Here is a 25,181-nt window from a genome sequence, read left to right on the forward strand (position 1 = left end):
TGACGAATTCGTCGAGATAACGGTTCGAGGCGATCATCAGCGTCCGCTGCCCGTCCTCGCCCAGGACAGGTGATGCGCCAGACAGTAGCTCTCGCCGGTTGCCCGGTCACCGTCCACCGATACCGTGCTCTGCCCGTTGAAGTGAGTAGTGGTGTCGTACGTGTTCAGATTGCCGAAGACGGGGGCGTTCGGCGAGTCGCGGCCGTGCAGCTCCTGAGTCGGCTCCGAACCCATCGCGTCCGTGAACACGAGGAACCGGGTGTCGGAGGTGAAGAGCGCCATCCGGCCTTTGCCGTCGCGCCGGTCCGCGCCGTGGGCATAGGCGTCGACCAGTTCACGGCTGGCTGGCCGGCCGGTCGGCGGCTTCCTCGGGTGAGATGGCCGAGTGGGAAGCCCCAGCCCGGGCCCTTGAGCGGGCCATTGCGGAATTCGCGGCGCAGCGGCCCATCTCGCGGGCCGGCGTCGCCGAGCTGGCCGACCGCGCCGGGGTGGGCCGGGCGACGGTCTACAACCGGTACGACAGCCCACTGGACCTTTTCATCCAGGTGCTGTACGCCGACCTGGAGCCAGGCCACCGGTGGGAAGAGCAGCGGCAAGCCGAAGGGGGATACTCGGCCGAGGAGCAACTGCGCCTCGCCACCGGCGAGGTCGCCGATCACATGGCGCGGTTCAGGGCCGTCTACCGGAACGCTCTGGCGGATCCAGCGGACCGCGGCGTGTACGAGGCGCTGGTGCGGCACTTCATCGACTACCGCCTGGCATTCATGGCGCGCATTACCCACCCGGATCTCCCCGCCGTGAGCCGGCAGGTCGTCGCGCAGTTCGTCTCCCACGGATTCGCAGGAGCCATCGAGGCGTGGCTCAGGGATGCGTCCGTGGCGCAGGAGGACCTGGTCGATGCGGTCGTCGCCTGCGCGCCCGTACAGTGGGGCTGACGCGGACCGTTCCGATCGAGCGGTCCACGTCGCGCTCCCGGCGTCGGTGTTTCACACGCCCCGTCAGGCCTTGTACACGCGGCGGGCGATGTGCTCCGCGATCATGATCGTGGTCGCGTTGGTCACGGTCGACGGGACCTCCGGCATGATGGAGGCGTCCACGACGCGCAGCCGCGCAACCCCCCTGACCGCGCCCAACTCGTCGACCACGCCCCATTCGTCCTCGGGCCCTCCCATGGGCACGGTCGAGGTGGGGTGACCGTAGGTGGAGATCCCGGCCTCGATCGTGTCGAGTAGTTCCTCGTCGCCTTGCACCGCATCGCCGGGAACGAGTTCGCCGGCCATCACCCGTGCGAACCGCGGCGTGCTCACGAGGCTACGCACGAGCTTCACGCCCTCCAGCATGCGTCGGCGGTCCCTGGCGGTCGCGAGGTAGTTGTTGTCGATGACCGGAGCGTCGTACGGGTCCCGGCCGGCCAGGCTGAGAGAGCCTCGCGACTCCGGCCGGGTGACGGCCGTCGCCAGGAGCAGGGCCCCGCCGCTCGGGCTGAAGGAGCCGTCCAGCAGGTGCACGGCGACGATGCCGAGGTCCAGTTCGCCGGCCTGAGCCTCGGTCGAGGCGCACCACAGGCCCGCCGCGAAGGCCTCCGTCATCGTCTGGTGCTCGGGCGCCAGGGCGAACAGCGAGTGGAAGAACGGATGGTCCTGCAGCCGTCGGCCGACCGGAAGATCGGCGACCACGTCGATGCCCAAGGCCCGCAGGTCCTTCGCCGGGCCGACGCCGGAGCGCAGCAGGATGGCCGGACTGCCGTAGCTGCCCGCGGCGAGTACCACCTCGGCGGCCCGGTACACGGTGCCAGAGGCACTCACCACGCCGCGCGCCGTGCCGTCCTTGATCAGCACGGTGTCGACGGTGACATCGCTGATCACCTCGAGATTGGGGCGCTGCCGCACCTGCGGCGTCAGATGGACCAGGGCGGCGTTCTGCCGCACCCCGTCGACGATGTTGACGGGATAGCCACCGACGCCCTCCTGCCCGGCCCCGTTGAAGTCGTCGACACGCCGGAACCCCCGGTCCGCCGAGCCGTCGACGAACGCCCGTAGAGGCGACGTGAGTTCCTCGTAGGTCCACTGGCGGACGGGGAAGGGTCCGGAGCGCCCGTGGTAGGGGTCGTCGCCGGTCGGTGTGTTCTCCATGTGCCTGAACGTGGGGAGTACGTCCTCGTAGGACCAGCCCTTGATGCCGTAACGGTCCGCCCAGGCGGCGAAGTCCGCGGCACGCGCCCGGAGGGCCACCCCTGCGTTGACGGAGGAACTGCCCCCCATGGTCCGGCCGCGCGGAGCGGGGATGCTCGGGGCCCGGTCGGTGCCCCGCGCGGTGTAGCCCCAGTCGTGATCAGGATCGGCCAGCAGATGCGGGGTCTGGAGCCCGTAGGGGAACTGCCCCGCGAGGTAGTCCGGGCCTGCCTCGATCAGCAGGACCTTGCGCTGCGAGTCCTCGCTGAGCCGGGCGGCGAGTACTGCGCCCGCGGATCCGCCTCCGACGACGATGACATCGGCGTTTCCGCCCGGGTGGTCGTTGCTGTCGCTCATGGATCCCTCCGAGGATTTATCGGTTAATGCTTCTTGAAGCAAATTAATGCTGCTGGGCTGGTCCAGTTCCTGCCGCGTTGCGGTCACAGATGCGGCACCTCGGGAACGACGCGCTCTCCGAGCAGTTGGAGGGCTGCCTGTTGGTCGGCTCCCTGTATGGGGCCGATGACGTGGTCGATGCCGATCCGGTGAAGTCGGCGCAGTTCGGCGAGCAGAGCCGGCACGCGCTCGCCCCGCCGCCCGGGGTCGAGGGGGAGGAGGACCGTCTTCTCGATCGTGTCGTAGTCCCGCCCGGCCCGGTCGCAATGTCCGCGCAGCACATCGAGCTTGTGCTGGAGGTCGGGTCCGTGGAAGAGGTTGCAGGCGTTGCCGTACTCCGCGACAAGCCGCAGCGTCTTCCGCTCGCCGGACCCGCCGATCAGGATCGGCGGATGGGGCCGCCGCACCGTGCCCGGGGAGTTGAGGGTGCGCTCGAGCCGGTAGTGGCGACCGTTGAAGGGCCCTTCGTCGTCGCTCCACATCTGCAGGCAGATCCGCAGCGTCTCTTCGAGCCGCTCGAACCGTTCCGCGACAGGCGGGAAGGGCAGACCCAGTCCGCGCGCCTCGGCGACGTTGAACCCCGCCCCGACGCCGATGCCCAGGGCTGCCCGGCCCTCGGACAGCACATCGAGAGTGGTGACCATCTTGGCCAGCAGGCCGGGCTCGCGGTAGCCGGCCGAGGTCACCAGAGCGAGAAGCTCCACGCGCTCGGTGCTCGCCGCCAGGTAGCCCAGCGTGGTGTACGCCTCCAGCATTGCCTGTTCGGGTGTCCCCACGATCCCGATCTGGAAGAGATGATCCATGACGGCGATGCGAGTGAACCCGTACTCCTCCGCGGCGCGGGCAAGCCGGCCGACGTGACGTGCGATACCTGCCGGGCCCCGGGACTGGGTGAAGTCAGCGATGGCTATACCGAGGTTCATACGGGCTCCCGTGTTCCATACCGATCGAGCCGAGTATGCCCAGGCAATCATCTGCTTTGTCAAGCAAGGAAATTCTGACGGCCAACCTTGATCCAGGCGTCACCTGCTGAGCGGCAGAGCAACTGATGGACAGGGGGTGACGCGTTCCGACTGCGGTCGCTGCTCGCATCGGCCGTCCCCGGCGAGAACGGCCGTCACTGCCAACCACGTATGAGTTCGTCAGAAGCCACGCCGAGCGCCGCCGTCGATGGAGAGCATCACGCCAGTGATGTAGGACGCGGCGGGCGACAGAAGGAAGGCGGCACTGCGGCCGAATTCCTCGGGGCGACCGAGGCGGCGCAGGGGGACGTCGGCGGTGGCGCGTGCGCGGGCGGCGTCGATGTCGCCGGTGAGGGCGTTGAGTTCGCGGGCCCGGTCGGTCTCGATGCGGCCTGGCAGGAAGCCGACGACGCGAATGCCACGGGGGCCCAGTTCGTTGGAGAGGTTCTTGGCGTAGCCGGCCAGGCCTGGGCGAAAGGAGTTGGAGATGGCGAGGCCCGGGATCGGCTCATACACGGAGGCGGAGAGCACGAATCCGATCACCCCGTCTTCGCCCAGTTCCTCGGCAGCGGCGCGGGACAGCCGTACCGCGCCCAGGAAGACTGATTCGAAGGACGCGCGCCATTGGGCGTCGTCGATCGTGTCAGAAGTGCCGGTCGGTGGGCCGCCGACGCTGATGAGGATCCCGTCCAGCCGCTGGAAGGCACTGCGCGCCGCACCGATCAGCCGGTCCGGTGTGTCGGCGTCAGTGTTGTCAGCGACGACGCCGACCGCCTGCCCGAGGCCGCCGAGTTCCGTTTCCGCGGCGGCGACCGACTTTTCGTTGACACCGCTGACGACCACCTTCGCGCCGCCCGCGACCAGTTCGCGTGCGGTGGCCATTCCCAGACCGCGGGTGCCGCCTGTGACGATAAATACCCGATCTTTCAGCCCAAGATCCATGATTGCTCCTGTGTCCCCTCAAGATCCGGTTTTGGCCCCCAGCGGCCGGCTGGGGGCAGCCGATCTCGGTACCCTTTACAGCATTGCTCTTTGGGGTTGTGTGGGCACCACGATGACCGTCGTGGTGTCGGCGGTCAGGGCCGTTTTGAACTCCCGCTCAAGATCCTCGACGGTCTCGACGTCGATGGCGCGGCATCCGAAGCCGCGGGCCACGGAGGTGATGCCGAGCCCGGGCAGGTCGAGTCCGGGAACGCCCGGGGTTTCCTCCAGCACCGCGAAGCTCTTGAGGATGGAGTACTCGCTGTTTCGCATGACCACGTACACGATCGGCAGTTCGTGCTGCGCTGCCGTCCAGATCGCCTGCACGGAGTACTGGAAGGAGCCGTCACCGATCAGGCCGATGACCGGCCGGGACACGCCCCTGTCCCGATCGCCCAGGGCAACGCCTACGGCCGCCGGCACGCCCCAGCCGATCCCTCCACTGGCCGTGGCGAAGAACGATCCCGTCCTGACCGTGGGCAGCCACTCGACCTGCTGGGCCATGGTGGAGGTCGATTCGTTGACGATGACCGCGTCGGCAGGCCTGACCCGGCTGAGGGCTGCATAGACCTCTGGCGGTGTGAGTGGGCTGTTGGGCACCTGTGGAAGCTCATGGGAGCGTGCCATGGGCTCCGGGGCAGTCCTCGCGGATCCCTCCGTGAGGAGGTCCAGGAGTTGGTCGATCGCCGTCTTGGTGTCGCTCAGGAGGCTGTCGCCCACTCTCGCCGCAGCCGCGACATCAGGGTTGGCGGTGATCTGGAGCAGTTCCGTGCCATCCGGCAGGTAGTCACCGGGGACATAGGGGTAATACCGGAACACCTCGGCGCCGATCACGACGACCAGGTCGTGGCCAGTCAGCCGATCGCTGATGGTCTTCACGGACATGCCCAGCGGGCCGCGGAAGAGGTGGTGGTCTTCAGGGAAGGAGGCGCGGTCCAGCAGCGGGGCCCCGTAGACAGCCGCGCGCAGCTTCTCCGCCAGGGCGACCGCGCTGTCCCATCCGCCGCTGCGGTCCACCTCGGGGCCGAAGACCAGCGCGGGGGTGCGGCTGGCGGAGATGCGGTCGGCGAAGAGCCGTAGACGTTCCGTGTCGGGAGCGACTCGGTTGCTCACCGTCCGGACGCGGCTGTAGCCGGCCAGGGGCCGCTTCCAGTCGTCCATGGGAATCGACAGGTAGACCGGTCCGGCCGGCGGCTGCAGGGCCATCGCGTAGGCCCGCATGATCGCCTCGGGGACGTCCTCGGCACGTGCGGGCTCGTACGACCACTTCACCCACGGTTTGGGGAGCGTGGTGGCTTCGCGGTTGCCTAGATAAGGATCGCCGATGATTAGTTCTCGGTGCTGCTGTCCCGAGGTGACGATCAGGGGTGTGTTCCCGTGGTAGGACGCCACCAGATTCCCCACCGCGTTTCCCATGCCCGCGGAGGAGTGCACGTTGACCAATGCCGGACGTCCGGTGACCTGGGCGAAGGTGTCTGCCATCGCGATGACGGAGGCCTCCTGCAGCGCAAGGATGTAGGTGAAATCGTCCGGGAATTCCTGCAGGAAAGGCTGCTCTGTCGAACCGGGATTGCCGAAGACGGTGGTGAGTCCAAGATTTCGCAGCAGATCGTACGTCACGCTTCGGACGGTGGATTGCTCAGTCATCGTAAGATGCCATCTTTCGTGCGTGCCGGAAGATGAAGGTGCATGTGCATACACCGTGCCATCGATTCCGATGCCCGGCCGTTCCCATGGTGGACAGCGAATGCAGGGTCACTAGCCCATGAACCAACCCAAACGACACCACCGTTGCGTCATCCTTGCAAGCGGGCGCGCGTCAGTAATTCCGCACTGGACGGCCCTCCCACGCCACAGCGCTGGAGGAGAGTCCGTGGAAATCCACCCGATGGGACGGCATGTTCCACCCTCATGAGGCGTTCTGGAGCGGCTGGGTGGTCCACTGGTTGCTTGCTGCTGTACTGAGCGAGTTGAGTCACCGTGGCTTCGTTCGGATGGGTTAATAGCCGGCCACGAGAGGGAACGGCCCGCATTGCTGCCGTGCGTCCTCGCTCGCAGACGATCGCCAGGAAATACCCACTGGAGTTGAGTGAGCGTGCAGTGCGGATGTACTGGACCGCCGAGCCGAAGCCCGTTATCCGTCGCATGGTCGAGGGACTCGGCGTGCATCACGAGGCCCTGCGAGGCTGGATCCGGGAGGCCGAGGCCGGTGCCGGCGAGCGGGACGGCCTGCTTACCACCGAGTCGAAGGAAGAACTCGCCCAGCCGCGGCGCGAGGTGCGGGAACTGGGCCGCGCCTATGAGGTCCTTCGGGCGGCCTCGGTGACCCCTCGGCGGATCATACGCGCCACGCGTCGCCTGCTCGCGGGCCGAGTGACCAGGGCCCGGAGGGGTCGGGCCTGGTAGTGCGCGGTTCGCCGCCGGATCCGCGTGCGCGGTTCGCCGCCGACTCAGGCCAGGCCGAGCTGCTTGGCGATGACGGAGCCCTCGGCGTAGCAGTCGAACCGCTTGATCTTGCCGTCAACGAGCTCTGACACGTCGCAGCATGGCGCGTCCATTCGCTTGCCGGTCGGGGGGACGGTGCCGCTGGGCAGTTCCAGCGGGCCGAGGTGGGTGCCCTGTAGGCGCAGTTGCACGATGACCATGTTGCCGGTGACGTAGAACTGAAGAAGCTCGCGGTGCATGTCCGGGAATGCCTTGGCGTAGACCTCGACAGTGGTGCCGAGCTCGTCCGGGCCGCGGTAGGTGCAGGGGATGGACTCGTCGGTGAAGGTCCCGTCCTCGGTGAACGCCGCGATCCAGCCGGCGACGTCCTTGTCCTCGGCGACCTGGTAGGCGTGGCGAATTATCTTCTCGTTGTGGGCATTTTGGATTCTCTTGGTTCGCACGGTTGGTACCACCTGTCGGTGGCGGGGTGAGCTGGTGCACGAGAGGCAACGAAGTGACACCACCGACGCAGGTGTTCCGGGCAGTGCCTGGTTGTCAGGGAAGTTCGGCGTGTTGCACGGGAGCGCCCTCCGACGGGTCTGCAAAGGCTGGCATGGCAGAGCCCAGTCAGTGACGAGCCCGACTTCCTCACGTCAATAACTTTAACACTCAAGTGATTGAGGCACGCGAGACTGTCGACGTGGAGAGTTGGGCAGCTTGGCGTCAAACGCGAGTCGAATACTCAAGCCATCTGGTGGGATGCGGTGGCGCCGATGCCGTCAGCCGGCCCGTCGGGGCGAGCCGATCGCGGACGTGGGGCGTCGCGGTGGCGTCCCGCTCTGCGGGCAGCGTGCACTCTCACCGGGCGCGGGGCACTGTCACGGAATGACGGGAGGCTCATGCGACGTGCCGCGCCCCGGTGCGCTCAGCGTGCGGGAGAGTCGATGCGCTGCAGGATGCGCTCGGCGTCCTGGCCGAGTCGGCGCAGGCGTTCGCTGGACAGGTTGTCCACCACGAGGTGGCGGACGTAGGCCACATGGCCGGGTGCGGACGATTCCAGCTTGCTCATGCCGTCGGGCAGGAGGATGGCGTTGGTGAAGCGCCCGTCATTGGAGTCCGGTTCACGCCGGACGTAGCCGCGGCTTTCCAGTCGTTTCACCAGGTGTGACAGCCGGGACAGCGACGAGCTGGTGCGTTCGGCCAGCGTGCTCATGCGCAAGGTCCACTCGGGGGCCTGCGCCAGCATTGCCAGGGCCATGTATTCGACCATGCTCAGCTCCGCGTCGCGCTGCAGCTGTGCGTCGATGGCCCAGGGAAGCCGGGTGATCAGGCGGGCCAGTGACATCCACGACGCCAGTTCGGCCGGCGTGAGCCACAAGTCGGCGTGCTCGTCTACCTGCGGCGACTTGTCGTGGGTGGTCATTTTGAGAGCCTATCAGCCTGGCCTGTCGCGGTTGGAGGCCTGGACCGTCCGATTCGGGCAAGGGTATAGGGCCCCGGGGGTGCCAGATCGCGCCATGGCGCAGCCCGGCCCTCTTGGGGTGAGCAAGCGTGGTGGCGTCGGCGGGTAGGTGCCGCTCACACCCTCCGAACGACTTGAATGTTCATGTGATTCGGGCGTAGCGTGGACGTTGAATGTTGAACATTTTGGGGATGTCTGTATGGAAAGGAAGCGCACTATGAGCGCACTGCTGACACCCACGGTGGACGTGCGGCGCGCCGGCCGGCGGCTGGCGAGCAGGTTGTCCTGGCTCGACTCCAAGCACTCGTTCTCCCTCGGTACTCACCAGCCGGATCCGACCAACACGCACCACGGTCTGCTGGTGGTCAACAATGAGGACCTGGTGCAGCCGGGTACGGGCTTCGAGACTCATCCGCACCGGGACATGGAGATCGTCACCTGGGTTCTTCAGGGCTCGTTGGTCCACCAGGACTCCGGCGGCCACTCCGGCGTGATCTACCCCGGTCTGGCCCAGCGAATGAGCGCCGGCACCGGGATCCTGCACTCGGAGAAGAACGACTCCTACCGGTCGAACGGCGAACGTCCCACCGTCCCGGTGCACTTCATCCAGATGTGGGTCCTGCCGGACGAGGCCGGCGTCGCGCCGGGCTACGAACAGCTTGAGATCGACGGCGAGTTGCTGACCGGGGGGTTGGTCACGGTGGCGTCCGGCATGGACAAGCACAAGGACGCCAGCGCCATCCGGATCCAGAACCGGCACGCCGCGCTGTACGCGGCACGGCTGCGCCCCGGGCAGCATGTGTTCCTGCCCGAGGCGCCGTACCTGCACCTGTTCATTGCCCGCGGCTCGGTGGACCTGGAGGGCACCGGCGGACTCAACGAGGGCGACGCTGTGCGTTTCACCGCCACGGGCGGGCACCAGGTCAGCGCCACCGAGCCCGCCGAGATCCTCGTGTGGGAAATGCACGCCACCGTCGCCGTGTGACCGGGTCGAGAACGGGACCGATGGCAGAGGCTGAGGCCGTGGAGGAGCAGATAGTGCGTACCGGCGGCCGGGGCCCGCCTGGAAGGCCTGTTCATGGGCGTGCCGCAGGCGATGAGCAACCAGGGCAGAAGAGTCGGGGTGCAAGGTCGCGTGCACAGTTGGGTACGGGCTCAAGTGCAGGGCTCGGTATGCTCCAACTGGCGTACATACAGGGGGTGTTGGGGCCGTCGGATCGGGAAGTGCGAGGAGCGACCCTAGTGGTCAAGGGCGCCTGCGGCGGCGTTGCGCGCCGGCCTTCGGCCACTCTGGACAACTCGTCCCGGTCCAACGATCTGCCGGCCGTCGGACGACCCGAGCGAGTGAGGCCCGGCTCGTGTAGTGCGGCATGTACGGGGCCGCGCAGATGGCCTCGTACGCGGACAAGAATCTACGCGTCTGACGCTGATTCCTCTGCAGATGTCGATCTCGCCGGCAGGCTCGGGTGCGTCAAATCGCCGCCTCCGCCCAGAGGTCGGGCGGGATGACGCCGACGGAGCGGCCATGCGGGTCCAGGAGACGCCCGAGCAGCTTGTCTTGGCGCAGGGTGATGACGCGGTCGACGATGTCGAGGCTTGAGTGAGCGGTGGCGAGCTGGGTTTCCAGGCGCAGGACGTCGCTGACGGAGTGCAGGCTGGCCTGGAGAATGAGGTTGTGGGGTCCGCTGACGGCGGCGCAGTTGCGGGTTTCGGGCAGGCGGACGAGGGCGTGGCCGATCTCGGGGAGGTCAGCGGGTGGGACTCTGGCCCAGAGGGTGACAGCGACGGGCCAGCCGCCGAGGGGGCGGGCGAAGTCGCAGCGGAACCTCAGGAGGCCGCGGCGGGTGAGCTGCTCCGTGCGGCGTTTGGCGGTGGAGAGGCTGACGCCGAGGTCGTTGGCCAGGGTCTGGTAAGGAGCGCGGCCGTCATGGGCGAGCCGGGTGACGAGGGCGCGGTCGAAGGGGGTGATCTCGCCCGGGGCAACGGCTGCGGTTCGGGCTGAGGGCGGGTCGGTCAGCTGGGCGCGTTGGCCGGCGGCCAGGGCGGCGATACGCCACCGGCCGCCCTCGGTGAACATGTGGGTGACGATCCGGGCCTGCACGGTGGTGATACCGGGAAGGTGTGGGAGCAGGTCGAGGGTGTAGTGGGAGAGGGCCGGCAGGTCGCGGGTGGCGACGGTGGCGAGGATGTCGTGGCTGGCGGCCGCGCGCTCGATCGTGAGCATGTGGGGGTGGGCGCTCAGTGCCTGGGCGACCTGGGCGGTGGCTCCCGGAGCGCAGTCGATCACGACGAAGGCCACGCAGATCTGCTCGAACAGGCGCGGGCCGGGTGAGAACTCCACCCACGCGGCGCCTTGGTCGGACAGGCGGCTGAAGCGGCGAGCGACGGTGACCGGGTCGACGCCCAAGGCGCGCCCGAGATCGGTCCACGAGGCCCGCGGTCGCAGCTGCAGGGCACTGATCAGCGCCAGCTCGTCCTCTGTCAGCAGTGCCGGTCCATCATCCTGCATAGTCTCGCCTCATGAGCCAGAATCCTGCGTTTGGCGGCTTTCGTGCATCACTCTTTCATTGTGGACTTCATGGGCCCGCACCCGGCGGGCGTGAAGGAGGGCCGGATCATGGCTTTCGCCGACTACCAGGACGAGATCTATATCGACGGGCTGCGCGGGGTGGTGCCGCGCTTCCCGATGGCTTACGACGACCTGGAGCCGCTGGCTCAGGCCGCGATGTCCGCCTCGGTTCGCTCCTACGTCGCGGGCGGCGCCGGCGACGAGCGCACCCAGCGGGCCAACGTCGCCGCGTTCGGACGATGGGGCCTCATCCCGCGCATGATGGTGGGGGCCACAGACCGGGATCTGTCCGTCGACCTGTTCGGGATGCGCCTGCCCTCGCCGCTGTTCATGGCCCCGGTCGGAGTGATCGGGCTGTGCGCGCAGGACGGCCACGGTGATCTCGCCACTGCCCGCGCCGCCGCCCGCACCGGTGTGCCGATGATCGCCTCCACACTGACCGTCGATCCGTTGGAGCAGGTCGCCGAGGAGTTCGGCGGCACCCCGGGCTTCTTCCAGCTCTACACCCCTACCGACCGGGAACTGGCCGAGAGCCTGGTCCACCGTGCCGAGAAGGCCGGGTTCAAGGGCATCGTGGTCACCCTGGACACCTGGATCACCGGCTGGCGCCCCCGCGACCTGGGCACCAGCAACTTCCCTCAGCTACGCGGGAACTGCCTGGCCAACTACACCAGCGACCCCGTCTTCCGCTCCCGCCTCGCCCCTGGCCCGGAGGACGACCCGAAGGCCGCGGTCGCGCTATGGGCACGGATCTTCGGCAACCCGCTCACCTGGGACGACCTGCCCTGGCTGCGCTCGATCACCAACCTGCCGCTGATCCTCAAAGGCATCTGCCACCCCGATGACGTCCGCCGCGCCAAGGACGCCGGTGTGAACGGCATCTACTGCTCCAACCACGGCGGACGCCAGGCCAACGGCGGCCTGCCCGCCCTCGACGCCCTGCCTGCCGTGGTCGAAGCTGCCGACGGCACGCCCGTCCTGTTCGACTCCGGTGTCCGCACGGGAGCCGACATCATCAAGGCCGTCGCCCTGGGCGCCACCGCCGTCGGCGTCGGCCGCCCCTACGCATACGGCCTCGCCTACGGAGGTGAAGCCGGCATCGTCCACGTCCTGCGCGCCCTGCTCGCCGAAGCCGACTTGATCATGGCCGTCGACGGCTACCCCACCCTCGCCGATCTCACCCCCGACACCCTCCGGCACGTCGCCTGACAGTGCGGCATCCTCGCTCAGCCGCCACCTGCCGGTCGCGCCGCGCGACCGGGGGTGCGGTCGGCGTCCTCGGGTGCCCGGCAAGCTCACCACCAGTAGCAAGGCGCTGCATGATGCCGGGTGGCACACCGTGATGGGTCGGCGGTTCGGCAACTGCGGGAAGCCGGCCAACCGCTAACCATGGCCAGTGTTGCAAGATCACCCGCCTCCATCAAGATCCTCACGAACCAGCAGGTCACAAACTGTCGGCGTACACCTGAACGTCTCGACCCTGCCCAGTGCTGCTGAGCTATTCCGATGTCCTGGCCTCGTCGAGCACCAGCGCGGTCGCGGCGGGAACGGGCAAGGCCGAGCTGATGCTGCTCGGCCGGCGGCCGGAGGAGTCCCGCTCACGTGGGTGGACCCCTCCGGTCCGACGGGCTAGACCCTCGTTCATGTCGGCAGCACAGCACGGGCGATGCCGGTGAGGTTGCCCTGCAGGATGAGGATCTCCCTCCGGTTCGATCCGTCGAGATCGGCCGCGTAGACGTTCCCGGCCAGGTCGGTCACGTACAAGCGGCCGCCGTCCGGATCGAGGGCGAGGCCGATGCCTTCCATGAGGTGGGTGGACAGGATCTCGGGCGTCCGCCGCTCGTCCGGCGGGTCCACCGGCGAGCGGTTCACGCTGTTGCCCCGCGGCGGGTCTCCGCGATCCGTCCAGTACAGCATGCGCTGCGCGAGGTCGAGCTCCAGGTCGATCGGCTCCGGGAGCCTCTCGAACAGAACCTCGATGTCGCTCCGTTCGGCCGCTCTCTCCCCGGCGGGCAGGTCGATTCCGGCCCGCAGGATCTTCCCGAGCCCCGCGTCGCTCGGGCCCTTCTGTGTCCAGTAGAGGTGTCCGCCGTGGGGGTCGACGGCGACTCCCACGCACCATCTGGTCTCGTCGCGGCGGTCGTCGTCTCCGTGTCCCGTCTGCACGAGGGTCTCGACGTTCGAGCCGTCGAGGTCGCAGCGCATCACGCGCATGCCCTCGCGATCACCCCAGTACAGCTTCCGGCCGGCGGTCTCGAAGTGGAGCTGCTTCGGTGTGTAGGTGACGCCGCTGGGGACGATCGTCGTCCGGTCGCCTCCGTCCAGGTCCACGCGTTCGATCGAGCCGTCGTTCTCCGGGGGTAGGCCCATGTTCGTCCAGTAGATGTGTCCGGCCTCGACGTCGACGGCGACCCCGTCGGGGATTCTGCACCCGGTGACGATGACCTGCTTGTCGGAGCCGTCGGGGTTCACGGAGAACAGGCGACCGCCGCTGCTGGCCTCGAGCACGAACAGTCTTTCCTGGCACCGCGTCATGCTTCCTCCTTCGCCGGGCGACCGGCTGCGGCGCTCGGCGGGCCGGACGGGTCGTGCTGGGCGCGCACGGCCAGCAGGGCGGAGAGCATGGCGTCTCGCCGGGCGGCCAGTTCATCGACCGAGTGGCCGTCCGCCTCCTCCAGGACGCCGCCCACGATCTTCTCCTGGAGCTCGGGCGTGAATTCGGGGGTGCCCAGGTCCTGCCAGGACGCCACCATCCGCGGCATGAGGGTGTCCATGAAGTGCTGGATGCCGCCCTCTCCTCCGCCGAGATGCCACAGCAGATGGGGACCCATGACGCCCCATCGGAGCCCTGGTCCCCAGGACACCGCGTCGTCGGAGTCCGCCACGTCGAGCACCCCCTCCTGGACTAGGTACACGACCTCGCGGTACAGCGCGGCCTGGATACGGTTGGCGACGTGCCCGGGAAGCTCCTTTTTGAGGTGGATCGGTTTCTTGCCGATCGCGGTGTAGAACGAGATGGCGTCCCGGACCGTCTCGGGGGCGGTCTTGGTTCCGCCGACGACCTCGACCAGCGGGACGATGTGCGGCGGGTTGAAGGGATGACCGATGACGGTCCGCTCCGGACGCCGGCACTCGGCCTGGATGACGCTCATCGTGATGCCCGACGAACTCGACGCGATGATCGCGTCCGGCGGCGTGGCATCGTCGATGTCGGCGAACAGCCGGACCTTGAGCTCCGGGCGCTCCGGCGCGTTCTCCTGTACGAAATCGGCGTCCGCGACGGCCTGACGCAGGTCCGCGGTGAAGCTGAGGCGATCAGGCGAGGCGTCGGGCGCGAGCCCGACCGAGGCAGCCGCGTCCCATGCCGCCTCCACGTACGACCGCAGGGCCGCCTCCGCGGTGGGGGCGGGGTCGGTGGCCGTGACATCGAAGCCTCGGACGAGATAGTGCGTCGCCCAGCTCGCACCGATGGTGCCGGTCCCGACGATCGCCACGCGCTGGACGGGTTTGTGCACGTTCATGGCTGGTCACTGCTCCTGGAAGTCGGACACGGGCTGCGGTGGAAGGGAAGAGGCTGACGTGGCCGGCATCAGCGGCCGTGCCAGACGGGCGCGCACTTCTCCGCGAACGCTCGCGCGCCTTCCCGCACGTCCTCGCTGGTGGCCGACCCGTGCGTGAGCTCGTCCTGCTATCTGAACGCGTCGTCCTCGTTCGGGCTCTGCGTTTCGCGCAGGACCTCCTTGACGGCCGCAGGCGCCGGCGAGGCGTTCCGTGCGACGAGCCCCGGCCGGCTCGCGGGCTCCGTCCAGCGCGGCGCCGGGTGGGGTCAGCTCACGGACGAGCCCGTACTCCTTGCTTTCGGAGGCGGTCAGCCGTTCGCCCGTGAGCAGTACGCGCACGGCGACGTGGTAGGGAAGGCGGCGCGGCAGCCTGACCAGTCCGTCCTCTGCCGCCACGAGACCGCGCATGACCCCGGGAAACCCGAACCGGGCATCCTCTGCCGCGACGATCAGGTCGTAGGCGAGTACCAGCTCGAAGCCGCCACCCAGCGCCCATCCATCGACCGCGGCCCCGCCGAAGCCCTCGAGCAACTGGAAGGGGAACTCGGCCCGGGCCCAGTAGTCGTCGACGATCGGGGCGACCTGCGTGCGGAGGAACTCGCGGACGGACTCGATCTTCTCCCGCTCCCCGTCCGACAGCAGTTCCTCATAGGCGTAGAAGTCGGCGGGCAGCAACCCTCCGTCCAGGTAAGGACCGGACGGTGTCGGCAAGGCCGATGTGCCGCTCATTGCGATCTCCCTCAAGCGCTGTGGGGCATGGCTCGGAGGTCCCCGCCCGTCAGCGCTCTCCGCAACCGGCGTTTCGGCTCTCTGGCGCGATTAAAAGCGGATCCGGGGTCGGTTCCCCGAACGCGCGCCGCTCAGGGGTGCCGTTGTCGCTCCGGATCACCCCAGTGGCCCGTCGCCGCCCGGTGAGGGAGAGGTGAGGCAGGACTGCGAGGACCGCGGGCACTCCCACTCGGTGAGCGGCTGCCCGAGCCGGGTCACGTTCCAGGACAGCGGTTCGAGTACGACGCCGAGGACACGGTCGCGGAGGCTGGTCCCGGAGAGCCGGCGGGGGGTGCCTCTGTGCAACTGGATCAGGATGTTGCCGTCGGCGCCATCGAGGTCGGCGACGACCTTGCCCTGGGGAAGGCGGTAGGTGTCGTACATGGCGGCGCGCATGCCATTTCCGCCACCTGACATCCCCGCGTTCCGCAGCTCCACGAGGTTGGGTCGCTCGGTCACTCAGTGGAACAGCGGCTTGCCGAAGTAGTGCGTGGCGGCAGGCTCGCCGGTGCGGACGGTATGCAGCAGCTCCCCGAACGGCGCGTGGTGCGTGTGCGTGCAGTAGCGGGCGACGCCGCGCGCACCGCCCTGGTCGCCCTCCACCAGGGCCTCTCCCAGAGGCGTGAGCGACGCGAGATTGCCCTCGGTCCGGAAGACGCCCAGGGGGCGAGGAAGCGGATGACTCGGTTCAGCGCCTTGCGGTCCGCGCCGGACGACGCGGCCGGCGCTTCGACCGATCGGGGACCGTCCAGCAGCTTCGTCGGGATATCCGACTCGGCCACGACGAAGAGGGCTTGTGAGACCTGGAAGCCGGACAGCAGGTTCATCACCTGCGGGAACGGCGGAACGGCAAGGGCGGGATCCGGCGTGTTCGGGACGCTCGGCATCTCTGTCCTCGTGAGGGGGCTGGCCGAACGGATCCCGGGGGCTCGACGTCGGCATGCGGCGGCTGCTCGCGCGCAACAGCCGTGCTGTCTGTGGGGGTTGCTTGACAAGCGATGGGCGGAGGGAGAGTCTTATTGCCGACGCAAGCAAATGGTTCGGCGAGGATGGGTTGCCATGCCTGAAGTGCCCGTGCGCAAGTACTACACCGGAGGTCAGCGGCGGGAGGCCACCGCAGGGGCGACATTCGGGGACTTCGGGCCCTGCACGGGCAAAGTGTTCGCGCATGTCGCCGACGGCGGGGGAGTGGAGGCCCGTTTCGCCGTCGAGGCCGCGGCGGAGGTGTTCCCCGCCTGGGCCGCCCTGGCACCGACCAGCCCGACAAGGTTCTCCGCGACCGGCTGGTGGCCGCCCCGGACCGCCCCCTCCGTACGCCCATCAAGGAGAAGCGACATGCCCCCCGACCTGTACCCGACCCTGCCCGAACTCGGCGCGTACGCACCGCCTGTCAGCAAGGTGGCGGCCCGGTGAGCAGCAGCGTAGCGATCGTGGCCGGCGCCGGCGGTGCCCTCGGCCGCGCGACCGCCCTGGCCCTTGCCGCCGACGGCTTCACGGTCGTGGCCGTCGACCGCAACGAGCGCGCGCTCAAGGAGTTGCCCGACAGTATCGGCCGTCAAGTGGGCGACACCACCGATCCGGACGTGGCCAAGACTCTCATCGACCGGATCGCCGCCGACGTCGGCCCTCCGGACGTGCTGGTGAACACCTTGGGTGCGTTCGACCTCTCGGACGCGTTCACCACGACGTCCGAAGCGCTGCGCCTCATGGTCGACGTGAACCTGGGTGCGGCCTTGTGGCTGAGCCAGGCGGCCGGGGCCCACATGCAAAGGCGTGGGTCCGGAGCCATCGTGCACGTCTCCGCCCGACCGGGGGTCGAACCAACCGCAGGCATGACGGCCTATGGCGTCAGCAAGGCCGCACTCACTCACCTGATCCGCGTCCTCGACCTCGAACTGCGCCCCAGCGGCATCCGGGTGAACGCGGTCGCCCCGCAGCTGATCGACACCCCCAAGAACCGCAGCTTCCTCACCGAGGAGCAACTGGCGCACGCGGTCGCCCCCGAAGCGATCGCGAAAGTGATCGCCTTCCTCGTCAGCGACGCCGCCGCACCGATCAGCGGAGCGATCCTGCCGACCTACGGCGGCTGACCCCGACTACCGCGACAAGGCGTTGCAAGAAGGAATCCCATGCCAGAGAACACTGTTTCCGCTCAAACCGCACCGCCGGCCACCCACGCGGGCCGTGTCGCGGTCGTCACCGGCGCGGCCCGCGGCCTCGGCGCCGCCGTCGCCCGCGGGCTGGCGCGCCGCGGCGCGACCGTCGCCGCAGTCGACCTGATGGCCGTCGAGCAGACCCAGGAGGAGATCGAGCGGGCCGGTGGCACGTGTGTCCCCCTGATCGCCGACGTGTCCGACCCGGCCGCCGTGCGGGCAGTGCACGAAGCGGTGCGCGCCGCCTGCGGGCCGACCGACATCCTGGTCAACAACGCCGGGATCGCCGGCATGGCACCGCTGGCCGACATCGACTTCGCCCATTGGCGCCGCGTGCTGTCGACCAACCTCGACTCCCAGTTCCTGATGGCCACGGCGTTCGCCGCGGACATGCGGGAGCGCGGCTGGGGACGGATCGTCAACATGAGCTCCTCGTCGATCTACACCACCACCAGGGACATGACGCCGTATATGGCCAGCAAGGCCGGGATCCTCGGCCTGACCAGCGGCCTGGCCAACGACCTCGGCGCTTTCGGCATCACGGTCAACGCCGTGTCCCCGGCGTTCACCCGCACCCCGCTGATCGACGCGACGGTCGCCGACGGGGCCATGCCGCCCGACATCGACTCCCTGCTCGCCGACGAGCAGGCGATCAAGCGCCCCGCCGTGCCCGAGGACATCGTCGGCACGGTGCTGTTCCTCACCGGCGACGACGCCGAGTTCGTCACCGCAAAGTTCATCGCCGCCGACGGCGGCTACACCCGCAACTACTGACTTCGACTCGCCCGCGAACCACCCCGCGCCTCCGCTCCCCGAAGCACGGCGGGGGCCTGATCAGAACCACCTGCGATCAGCCATATCAATTCATCGTGAAAGGCAATGGCGACCATGTCCGAGCTCAATTTCCCCACGAACCGTCGTTCGTTCCTCGCCCGGTCAGCGAAGATCGCGGCCGTCCCGGCGATCGCCGCCGTGGCCGGCGGTGTCCTCGCCGAGCCGGCCGCCGCCGACTCCACCGAACTGCCGGACTACGCCCCGATCCCGGCCTCGGCACTCGGCCCCGCGGTCAACGACCAGGGCTACTACGTCGGCCGGATCAAGCGGAACCTGTACTGGGTCACCGATGGCACCTACCAGGCGGCGTTCCTGACGACCAAGGAAGGCGTCGTCCTGTTCGACGCGCCCCCGACCATCGGGCACAATCTGCAGCGCGCCATCGACCAGGTCGCCGCCGCCAACGGCACCTCCAACAAAGTCACCCACATCGTGTACTCCCACCACCACACCGACCATCTCGGGGGCTCGTCCCTGTTCGGCCGTGACGTGGAGCGGATCGGCCACACCGAAACCCGCCGGCTGCTGCTGCGCGACAACGACTCGGCCCGCCCGGCACCGAACGTCACGTTCGAACACCGCAAGACCCTGCGCGTCGGCGGGGAGCGCGTCGAACTGGCCTACCAGGGCACCAACCACAGCCCGGACAACATCTACATTCACTTTCCCGACCACGACACCCTCATGCTGGTCGACATCAACCTGCCCGGCTGGGTGCCGTTCAGCAACTTCAACCTCAACGAGGATGTCCAGGGCTCCATCGCCGCCCCGGCCAAGGCCCTGGCCTACCCGTGGACCCACCATGTCGGCGGGCACATGGGCCGCCTCGGCACCCGTGCCGACATGACCACCTACCAGCAATACGTCGACGACCTCGTCGACGGAGTCAAGGCCGCGATCGCCACCGTCGACCCGACCCCGTTCTTCGCCAAGTACGGCGACAACACCTGGGCCGCCGTCAAGACCTACCAGGACGCCCAGGCCGCTTACGCCGCCGCCCCGGTCATCAAGAAGTACACCGGCGTCCTGGCCGCCGCCGACGTCTACACCGCCAGTCACGCCTTCATCATCCTCGAGTCCGTCCGCCTCGACCTCGGCTACGGCTCCCAGGTCCACGCCTGAGCATGGCAAGACCAGGCCCCGCCGCTGTGGGGCAACGGCGGGGGCACCGTCTACACCTGGAATGGCGCCGCGTGCCACGTCGACCTGGTCCAGACGGTCGGTGGGATCGCTGACACCAATGGCGACCGGGGAAACTCAGAGATCCAGAAGCCCGCATCCACTGGCCTGGTGCGCCCCCCCACGGCCGCTCAAGGCCGCCTCCGAACGTACGAAGATCCGTCAGTCGGCCACGGAATCCGCGACCACAGTCGTCGACACAGGTGTCCGGCACGCAGCCCATCGACACACGCACACCATCGCGCACCCCACGGCCGAGTGGCTTCGGCAAAGGAGAAACGTCGTGTCAGGTTCCCTACACGATCTCGAACAAGCTGGGTCATTCGCACTCGGCCACTGGCAGGTACGCCGAGTCGGATACGGCGCGATGCAACTGGCCGGCGACAACGTCTTCGGGCCGCCCCGCAACCGCGACGAAGCCCTGTGGGTGCTGCGCGCCGCGGTCGAGAGCGGGGTCAACCACATCGACACCGCCCAGTATTACGGCCCGGACGTGGTGAACGACCTCATCCGCGAGGCCCTGCACCCCTACCCGGCCGACTTGGCGATCGTGAGCAAAGTGGCCGCCCGCCGCGACGTCGACGGCGCGGTGCTGCCCTTCGACGAGCCGGACCAACTGCGCCAGGGCATTGAAGACAACCTGGCCACCCTCGGCACAAGCCGCCTGGCGGCCGTGAACCTGCGCATCATGGACCAGTCCGCGCCCGGCGAACGGTTCGACGCCCAACTGGCGAGCCTGATCCGAGCCCGCGACGAGGGCCTCATCGACGGCATCGGCCTGAGCAACATCTCGCGGCAGCACCTGCTGCGGGCCCTCGACCAGACCGAGATCGTCTGCGTGCAGAACCTGTTCAACCTGGCGGACCAGCGCTCTGCGGACATCCTGACCGAGTGCACGGAACGCGGTATCGCCTTCGTCCCGTTCTGCCCGCTCGGGTGGCCGCGCGGCGTCCAAAACGAGATCCTCACCAGCACGGTGCTCGCCGCGCTGGGATCAAGGTTGCAGGCGTCCCCGGCGCAGATCGCCCTCGCGTGGCTTCTCGACCTCGCACCGAACATCCTGCTCATCGCCGGAACCCGCACCCGCACGCACCTGACCGAGAACCTCCACGCCGCGGGCGTCGAACTCGACGACGCTTCCCGCGCAGAGTTGGCCAGGTACTTTCCGGCCGCCAAATGATCCGACCGGAGCTGACCAGCCTCCCGAGCCACCCAGCAACTTCCCGAGCCACCCAACAACTTACGGAGGCCCTGTTGTCGCTTCCGTACGCGCTCGCACCCGCGCACTCCAACTGGGTCGAACACCTCGACCGGCACCCCAGGGCTCTGGCCGCGCCGTCACAGCACTGCTCGGCGTCCCCCGTCCGGTTGCTGCACCGGACCGTCGAGACCGGCTCTGGCGACAAGGTGACCAAGGTGGCGTGTGGCGGCTATGGCTGGACCAGTCCGTTGCCTACTGAGGCTGGGGCGCACGGGCGGTTGTGTAGTCGGTGCCTGTCGCGATACCGACATCGTTAGTGCGCTCGGTGTGGATCGGCGTAGCAGATGATTGCCCGGCGCCCCGAGGGCTTGCTCATGAGCGATTGCCGTCTGGCTGCTGGTCGCGGCCCGCGTCCCCGAGTTCCTTGAGGAGCACGGTGAGGGTCGCGAGTCGCTCGGACCCGAGCAGATCTTCGATCCAACGGCTTGTGTCCTGTGCCTGCTGGCGGCCCAGGGCTGCTCGGTCGTGCCCGGCTGGAGTCAGAGTGATCAGTTGCCGACGGCGGTTGTTGGGATCCGTGCTCTTGGTGATCAGGCCACGGGCCAGGAGCCGGTCGAGGAGGGGGGTGAGTGTCGACCGGTCGACTGCGGCGAGGGCGCCGAGGCTCTTCTGGTCGAGGCTTCCGCGTTCATCCAGGACTTGGAGTACTGCGAACTGTGGAGGCGTGAGGTCGCTGCTGCGCAGTTGCCACGAGGCGTTCACCGCCTGCGAGGCGCGTCGTAGCTGGTGGGCCATGCCGTCGGCCAGCGTGCCGTCGTATCGAGCTCCGGTCGTCACAAGCTCAGGATACATCCGTGCACTGTGAGTTGGTGCACGGACTATTTGCAACGGGAAACTTCATCCCCTACATTGATCCGTGTACGGACTTACCGTGTACGGAAGGTGGTTCCCGTGTCGCGACGGGTGATCTTGGGGATGACCGGAGCAACCGGCGCCGTCTTCGGTGTCGAGCTGCTTCGCCGGCTGCGGAACCAGCCGGACGTGGAAACTCATCTCGTTCTGTCTCAATGGGCCAAGGCGACAATCCATCTGGAGACCGACCTGTCGGTTCGCGAAGTTACCGACCTGGCGGACGTGACCTATTCATGGAATGATCAGGGTGCGGCGATTTCATCAGGGTCATTCCCGGTGGGTGGAATGATTATCGCACCGTGCAGTATGAAGACGCTCGCCGGAATTCGAACCGGATACGCTGATGGCCTCATCCCCCGCGCCGCCGACGTCACGCTGAAAGAGCGGCGTCCCCTGGTGCTCGTGCCGAGGGAGACCCCACTCAGCGAAATCCATCTCGAGAACATGCTGGCGCTCTCCCGTATGGGGGCGAGAATCGTTCCGCCGATGCCGGCCTTCTACAGTCGCCCGAAAAGCATCGACGAGCTCGTTGAGCATGTCGTTGTCCGAGTGCTGGATCAGCTGGATATCCAGGTGCCATCGACGCAGCGCTGGGACGGAATGCCTCGCTCATCCGAATTGAAAGGCGTAAGGAATTGATGTCCGAAATCAATGACCTCCGGTCCTACATCTCTGCGCTCGACGCGCTGGGAGACGTTCAGCGCATCTCGCGCGTGATCGATCCAAACCTGGAAGCGTCGGCCGTCACTCGACGGTCCACCGAGAACGGCCGGCCCGCCCCGTTCTTCGAGCACCTCAGCGGAGTCGATGAGGGGTTCCGCATGATCGGAGCCCCGGGCGCACTGTCGAGCGTTTCTGGGCATCCGCTGGCGCGGGTCTCCCTTTCTCTCGGCCTGCCGTACACGACGACCGCTGCCGAACTGGTCGAACATCTCAGGCAGGCAGGCACCAAGCAACTGCTCCCACCGCGGCGTGTGGCAGCCGGCTCGGCGCCCTGTAAGCAGAACATCCTGACGGGTGAAGAAGCGCGTCTCGGCCGATTCCCGATCCCGTTCGTTCACCAGAGCGACGGCGGTCCCTACGTCAATACGTGGGGTGTGATCGTCGCGAAGACACCGGACGGCCGATGGACGAACTGGTCCATTTCCCGAATCATGATGATCGACGACCGGCACATGACCGGACTGGTGCTGCCGAGTCAGCACCTCGGCATGATCTGGCGTGAGTGGGAGGCCATCGGCGAGCCGATGCCCTACGCCCTCGTCCAGGGAGGTGACCCGGGCGTCCCCATCGTCGGCGGAATGACCGTCCCGACCGAGGTCGACGAGGGAGCGTATCTCGGAGCGGTGCTGGGCAAGCCGGTCGACGTGGTGAAGTGCGAGACGAACGATCTGGAGGTGCCTGCCTCCGCCGAGGTCGTCATCGAGGGGCACCTGTCCGCGACGCGTGATGCCGTGGAGGGCCCGTTCGCGGAGTTCCACGGCTGGGCACTGCCCGAGACGTCGCCGCAGCCGCTCTTCAGCATCGAAGCGATCACGTACCGAGACGACCCGATCTGGCCGTTGGCTGCCGCCGGACGGCCTGTCGACGACTCGCATGTCGCACCGGCTGCGGGCATCTCCGCAGAGGTCGTCGCGGTCTTGCAGGAGGCGGGACTGCCCATCACGACTGCCTGGCTACCGCTCGGCGCCGCCTGCTTCTGGACGGTGATCACGGTCCCGCAGAACTGGCGCGATTTGTTGCCGGGTATGGACACCGCGCGATTCGTGCACCGCATCGGTGACGTGCTGAACGGCACCCGGGTTGGCAGACTTTCTCCGGTCGTCTATGTCCTCGACGACGACGTGGATCCGTCGAATGACTCGGATCTCCTGTGGGCGCTGGCCACCAGGGTGCATCCGTCGCTCCGCCAAGAGCAGTGGCACGGGCCGATCATGCCGTGGTACCCGTGCTTCCTCGAGGAGGAACTGCACAATGGCTGGGGAGCAGTCGTCGTGCACGACGCCCTGCTCCCTGCGGTGGGAAGCGGACGCGTTCCGCCCGCCACCTTCGACGGCGTCTTCCCGGCAGATGTGCGCGCCAGGGTCCTGGCCGCCGAATCCGAGTCGGCAGGCGACACCGGTTCTGCCGCATCGAGCTAGAGGGCGTCTGAAACCCTGTCAGCGGGCAAGTCGCCTGGTAGCGGGGTGGTGGCGCACTTTCGGGGGCTGGGGTGTGCGGGCTGCGTACCCGTTACTCGTGGATCTGTCCGATCCGGAGTGGGAGATCCTCAACGCGCCGGCGTACTGGCTGCGGGCGGCTGTGTTTGGAGACTGCTGCCGCATGACCTGCCGCCGTGGCAGACGGTCTACCACTACTGGCGGCGGTGGCAGCAAGAAGGCGTGTGGGAGCGGATGTTGACGGCGCTGCGCGAACGCGAGCGAGCGCGGCTCGGCCGCCTTTCCGCGTCTGTGGCACGTGTGGGCGGACCAGGGTTACCGCGGAGCCGACTTCCGTGCCTGGGCCCGGGAAGCCACTGGCATCACCGTGGAGATCGTGCAGCGCCGCGACGGAGGACTCCGCTGGACCTGGGCTCGGGTGGGGGCAGCACGGCGTCGCGGGCGGCTCCGGCTTGAGCGCGTACCGGTGTGGGTCGTGGAACACGCCGGTACACGCCCAGCCCGCTCGGACTTTTCAATACCTCGCTGAGCGGTGGACGCCGCCCGGGTGAATGAGGAATGACGAGAAGCCGCTGGTCGAGTGACCAATGGGATTTGGCGATCATATGGCGGGGTACCGATCAGCGTGCGTGTCGGACCGAAGCGGACGGCGGTTCTCAACCACCGGCGTCGAGACATCACTTGTTTGGCACGAGTCAGTGCGGTTGCCGACCCGATGAGTCAAGAAAGGGACAATCGTGACCCAGCAGAATGTGACAGTTGCTGTCACGGGAGCGGGTGGCACCGGTGTGGCCAAGGCCTTGCTCACCGCACTTCAGAGGGACGACCGGGTCGGCCATATCAATCTTCTGGTGTCGGCCAACGGGCGCAAACTAGTGGCCTTCGAATTCCAGACCGGTGAAGATCCGGACTCGGTGGTCCGGGCCCTGGAGGCGACGTCACCGAAAGTACGCTTCCTGGATCCGGCCGACATGTCCGGACCAGTGACCAGCGGCAGCTACCCGAGCGACGCAATGATCATCTTGCCGTGTGCGGCCGGCGTGCTCGGACGCATCGCTCACGGCCAGACAGAGAGCCTCGTCGAGCGAGCCGCAGACGTGATGTTGAAGCAACGGCGCAAACTCGTCCTCTGCCTGCGGGAAGCGCCGCTGAACCTCATCCACCTGCGCAACATGGTCGCTGTCACGGAAGCGGGAGCCACCGTGTACCCCATGATCCCCACGTACTACAACGTGCCGGAGACACTCGCGCAGCTGCGGGACGAGTTCGTCGAACGCGTCTTGCAGTTCCTGGGCCTGCCCGGCACGGATCGCTACCAGTGGGACGGCAGCGACACCGCGGCGCGACGCGAGCACACTCAAGCGCTGTAACGGACTGTGGCCCAGCTCTGGACCCAGGACGCGGAGACATCGTGCGACTTGTCGTGGGGATGACGGGAACGACAGGC

At 67.8% G+C, this 25,181-nt stretch carries 27 protein-coding genes; 13 read left to right on the plus strand and 14 right to left on the minus strand.

Annotated features, from left to right (window positions below; genetic code table 11):
* Positions 1-36: 36 nt before the first annotated feature.
* Positions 37-429 carry a nuclear transport factor 2 family protein gene (locus tag OG747_RS46020; protein ID WP_405886054.1) on the minus strand — a complete coding sequence of 131 codons (393 nt, stop codon included), beginning with the start codon at positions 427-429 and terminating at the stop codon, positions 37-39.
* Here OG747_RS46020 and OG747_RS46025 point away from each other — a divergent pair.
* The gene (locus OG747_RS46025) at positions 378-935 is read left to right on the plus strand and encodes a TetR/AcrR family transcriptional regulator (RefSeq protein WP_405885314.1); all 558 of its coding nucleotides are present in this window, start codon (positions 378-380) and stop codon (positions 933-935) included. The two genes, OG747_RS46020 and OG747_RS46025, sit on opposite strands and share 52 nt — an antisense overlap.
* Before the next feature lie 63 nt (positions 936-998).
* On the opposite strand, the gene OG747_RS46030 is transcribed toward OG747_RS46025, so the two are convergent.
* The 4 genes from OG747_RS46030 to mdlC form a co-directional block, all read right to left on the minus strand.
* Positions 999-2,528, minus strand: a complete 1,530-nt coding sequence (locus tag OG747_RS46030; protein WP_405885315.1) for a GMC family oxidoreductase — start codon at positions 2,526-2,528, stop codon at positions 999-1,001.
* A gap of 83 nt (positions 2,529-2,611) precedes the next feature.
* Positions 2,612-3,490, minus strand: coding sequence for an LLM class F420-dependent oxidoreductase (locus OG747_RS46035; protein ID WP_405885316.1), 879 nt, complete (start codon positions 3,488-3,490; stop codon positions 2,612-2,614).
* A gap of 219 nt (positions 3,491-3,709) precedes the next feature.
* Complete coding sequence (locus OG747_RS46040) at positions 3,710-4,471, minus strand: SDR family oxidoreductase (protein ID WP_405885317.1); 762 nt, start codon at positions 4,469-4,471, stop codon at positions 3,710-3,712.
* Positions 4,472-4,546: 75 nt separating this feature from the next.
* On the minus strand, positions 4,547-6,130 hold the full coding sequence (gene mdlC, locus OG747_RS46045) for a benzoylformate decarboxylase (protein WP_405885318.1): 1,584 nt from the start codon (positions 6,128-6,130) through the stop codon (positions 4,547-4,549).
* A gap of 420 nt (positions 6,131-6,550) precedes the next feature.
* Between mdlC and OG747_RS46050 the strand changes: the two genes are divergently transcribed.
* Positions 6,551-6,916 (plus strand): transposase, encoded by a 366-nt coding sequence (locus OG747_RS46050; RefSeq protein WP_405885319.1) that lies wholly within the window; start codon positions 6,551-6,553, stop codon positions 6,914-6,916.
* A gap of 44 nt (positions 6,917-6,960) precedes the next feature.
* On the opposite strand, the gene OG747_RS46055 is transcribed toward OG747_RS46050, so the two are convergent.
* Positions 6,961-7,398, minus strand: coding sequence for a nuclear transport factor 2 family protein (locus OG747_RS46055; RefSeq protein ID WP_405885320.1), 438 nt, complete (start codon positions 7,396-7,398; stop codon positions 6,961-6,963).
* 464 nt (positions 7,399-7,862) lie between these two features.
* The gene (locus OG747_RS46060) at positions 7,863-8,360 is read right to left on the minus strand and encodes a MarR family winged helix-turn-helix transcriptional regulator (RefSeq protein WP_405885321.1); all 498 of its coding nucleotides are present in this window, start codon (positions 8,358-8,360) and stop codon (positions 7,863-7,865) included.
* Positions 8,361-8,616: 256 nt separating this feature from the next.
* On the opposite strand from OG747_RS46060, the gene OG747_RS46065 reads away from it, so the two are divergent.
* Entirely contained in the window at positions 8,617-9,384 is a 768-nt protein-coding gene (locus tag OG747_RS46065; protein WP_405885322.1) for a pirin family protein, read from the plus strand.
* A gap of 486 nt (positions 9,385-9,870) precedes the next feature.
* On the opposite strand, the gene OG747_RS46070 is transcribed toward OG747_RS46065, so the two are convergent.
* Positions 9,871-10,908 carry an Lrp/AsnC family transcriptional regulator gene (locus tag OG747_RS46070; RefSeq protein ID WP_405885323.1) on the minus strand — a complete coding sequence of 346 codons (1,038 nt, stop codon included), beginning with the start codon at positions 10,906-10,908 and terminating at the stop codon, positions 9,871-9,873.
* Positions 10,909-11,016: 108 nt separating this feature from the next.
* On the opposite strand from OG747_RS46070, the gene OG747_RS46075 reads away from it, so the two are divergent.
* Positions 11,017-12,177: an alpha-hydroxy-acid oxidizing protein gene (locus OG747_RS46075; RefSeq protein ID WP_405885324.1), complete on the plus strand. Its 1,161-nt coding sequence runs from the start codon at positions 11,017-11,019 to the stop codon at positions 12,175-12,177.
* 432 nt (positions 12,178-12,609) lie between these two features.
* Here the strand turns inward: OG747_RS46075 and OG747_RS46080 are convergent, their stop codons facing one another.
* The 5 genes from OG747_RS46080 to OG747_RS46100 form a co-directional block, all read right to left on the minus strand.
* Positions 12,610-13,503, minus strand: coding sequence for a 3-hydroxyacyl-CoA dehydrogenase (locus tag OG747_RS46080; RefSeq protein ID WP_405885325.1), 894 nt, complete (start codon positions 13,501-13,503; stop codon positions 12,610-12,612).
* Positions 13,500-14,489 carry a 3-hydroxyacyl-CoA dehydrogenase NAD-binding domain-containing protein gene (locus tag OG747_RS46085; protein WP_405885326.1) on the minus strand — a complete coding sequence of 330 codons (990 nt, stop codon included), beginning with the start codon at positions 14,487-14,489 and terminating at the stop codon, positions 13,500-13,502. Before OG747_RS46085 ends, OG747_RS46080 begins: the two co-directional genes overlap by 4 nt.
* Positions 14,490-14,495: 6 nt before the next feature.
* The gene (locus tag OG747_RS46090; RefSeq protein WP_405885327.1) at positions 14,496-15,257 is read right to left on the minus strand and encodes an enoyl-CoA hydratase-related protein; all 762 of its coding nucleotides are present in this window, start codon (positions 15,255-15,257) and stop codon (positions 14,496-14,498) included.
* Positions 15,258-15,413: 156 nt separating this feature from the next.
* Positions 15,414-15,692: a hypothetical protein gene (locus OG747_RS46095; RefSeq protein WP_405885328.1), complete on the minus strand. Its 279-nt coding sequence runs from the start codon at positions 15,690-15,692 to the stop codon at positions 15,414-15,416.
* A gap of 63 nt (positions 15,693-15,755) precedes the next feature.
* Positions 15,756-15,899: a hypothetical protein gene (locus tag OG747_RS46100; RefSeq protein ID WP_405885329.1), complete on the minus strand. Its 144-nt coding sequence runs from the start codon at positions 15,897-15,899 to the stop codon at positions 15,756-15,758.
* Positions 15,900-16,355: 456 nt separating this feature from the next.
* Between OG747_RS46100 and OG747_RS46105 the strand changes: the two genes are divergently transcribed.
* The 5 genes from OG747_RS46105 to OG747_RS46125 all read left to right on the plus strand — a co-directional run bounded on the left by OG747_RS46105 (position 16,356) and on the right by OG747_RS46125 (position 20,642).
* Positions 16,356-16,709 (plus strand): hypothetical protein, encoded by a 354-nt coding sequence (locus OG747_RS46105; protein ID WP_405885330.1) that lies wholly within the window; start codon positions 16,356-16,358, stop codon positions 16,707-16,709.
* A complete protein-coding gene (locus OG747_RS46110) occupies positions 16,706-17,386 on the plus strand; it encodes an SDR family NAD(P)-dependent oxidoreductase (protein ID WP_405885331.1) in 681 nt (226 codons plus the stop codon). Before OG747_RS46105 ends, OG747_RS46110 begins: the two co-directional genes overlap by 4 nt.
* A gap of 39 nt (positions 17,387-17,425) precedes the next feature.
* The gene (locus OG747_RS46115) at positions 17,426-18,223 is read left to right on the plus strand and encodes an SDR family NAD(P)-dependent oxidoreductase (RefSeq protein ID WP_405885332.1); all 798 of its coding nucleotides are present in this window, start codon (positions 17,426-17,428) and stop codon (positions 18,221-18,223) included.
* Between the two features lie 114 nt (positions 18,224-18,337).
* Positions 18,338-19,405, plus strand: a complete 1,068-nt coding sequence (locus tag OG747_RS46120; RefSeq protein WP_405885333.1) for an MBL fold metallo-hydrolase — start codon at positions 18,338-18,340, stop codon at positions 19,403-19,405.
* Between the two features lie 340 nt (positions 19,406-19,745).
* The gene (locus tag OG747_RS46125; RefSeq protein ID WP_405885334.1) at positions 19,746-20,642 is read left to right on the plus strand and encodes an oxidoreductase; all 897 of its coding nucleotides are present in this window, start codon (positions 19,746-19,748) and stop codon (positions 20,640-20,642) included.
* Between the two features lie 393 nt (positions 20,643-21,035).
* Here the strand turns inward: OG747_RS46125 and OG747_RS46130 are convergent, their stop codons facing one another.
* Positions 21,036-21,500, minus strand: a complete 465-nt coding sequence (locus OG747_RS46130; protein WP_405885335.1) for a MarR family winged helix-turn-helix transcriptional regulator — start codon at positions 21,498-21,500, stop codon at positions 21,036-21,038.
* 114 nt (positions 21,501-21,614) lie between these two features.
* Between OG747_RS46130 and OG747_RS46135 the strand changes: the two genes are divergently transcribed.
* The 4 genes from OG747_RS46135 to OG747_RS46150 all read left to right on the plus strand — a co-directional run bounded on the left by OG747_RS46135 (position 21,615) and on the right by OG747_RS46150 (position 25,104).
* Entirely contained in the window at positions 21,615-22,214 is a 600-nt protein-coding gene (locus OG747_RS46135) for a non-oxidative hydroxyarylic acid decarboxylases subunit B (protein WP_405885336.1), read from the plus strand.
* Positions 22,214-23,716 (plus strand): UbiD family decarboxylase, encoded by a 1,503-nt coding sequence (locus OG747_RS46140; RefSeq protein WP_405885337.1) that lies wholly within the window; start codon positions 22,214-22,216, stop codon positions 23,714-23,716. Before OG747_RS46135 ends, OG747_RS46140 begins: the two co-directional genes overlap by 1 nt.
* A gap of 117 nt (positions 23,717-23,833) precedes the next feature.
* On the plus strand, positions 23,834-24,190 hold the full coding sequence (locus OG747_RS46145; RefSeq protein WP_405885338.1) for a transposase: 357 nt from the start codon (positions 23,834-23,836) through the stop codon (positions 24,188-24,190).
* Positions 24,191-24,471: 281 nt separating this feature from the next.
* The gene (locus tag OG747_RS46150; protein ID WP_405885339.1) at positions 24,472-25,104 is read left to right on the plus strand and encodes a UbiX family flavin prenyltransferase; all 633 of its coding nucleotides are present in this window, start codon (positions 24,472-24,474) and stop codon (positions 25,102-25,104) included.
* The last annotated feature ends 77 nt before the right edge of the window (positions 25,105-25,181 follow it).

The sequence above is a fragment of the Streptomyces sp. NBC_01384 genome (assembly GCF_045040035.1).
GTDB lineage: Bacteria > Actinomycetota > Actinomycetes > Streptomycetales > Streptomycetaceae > Streptomyces.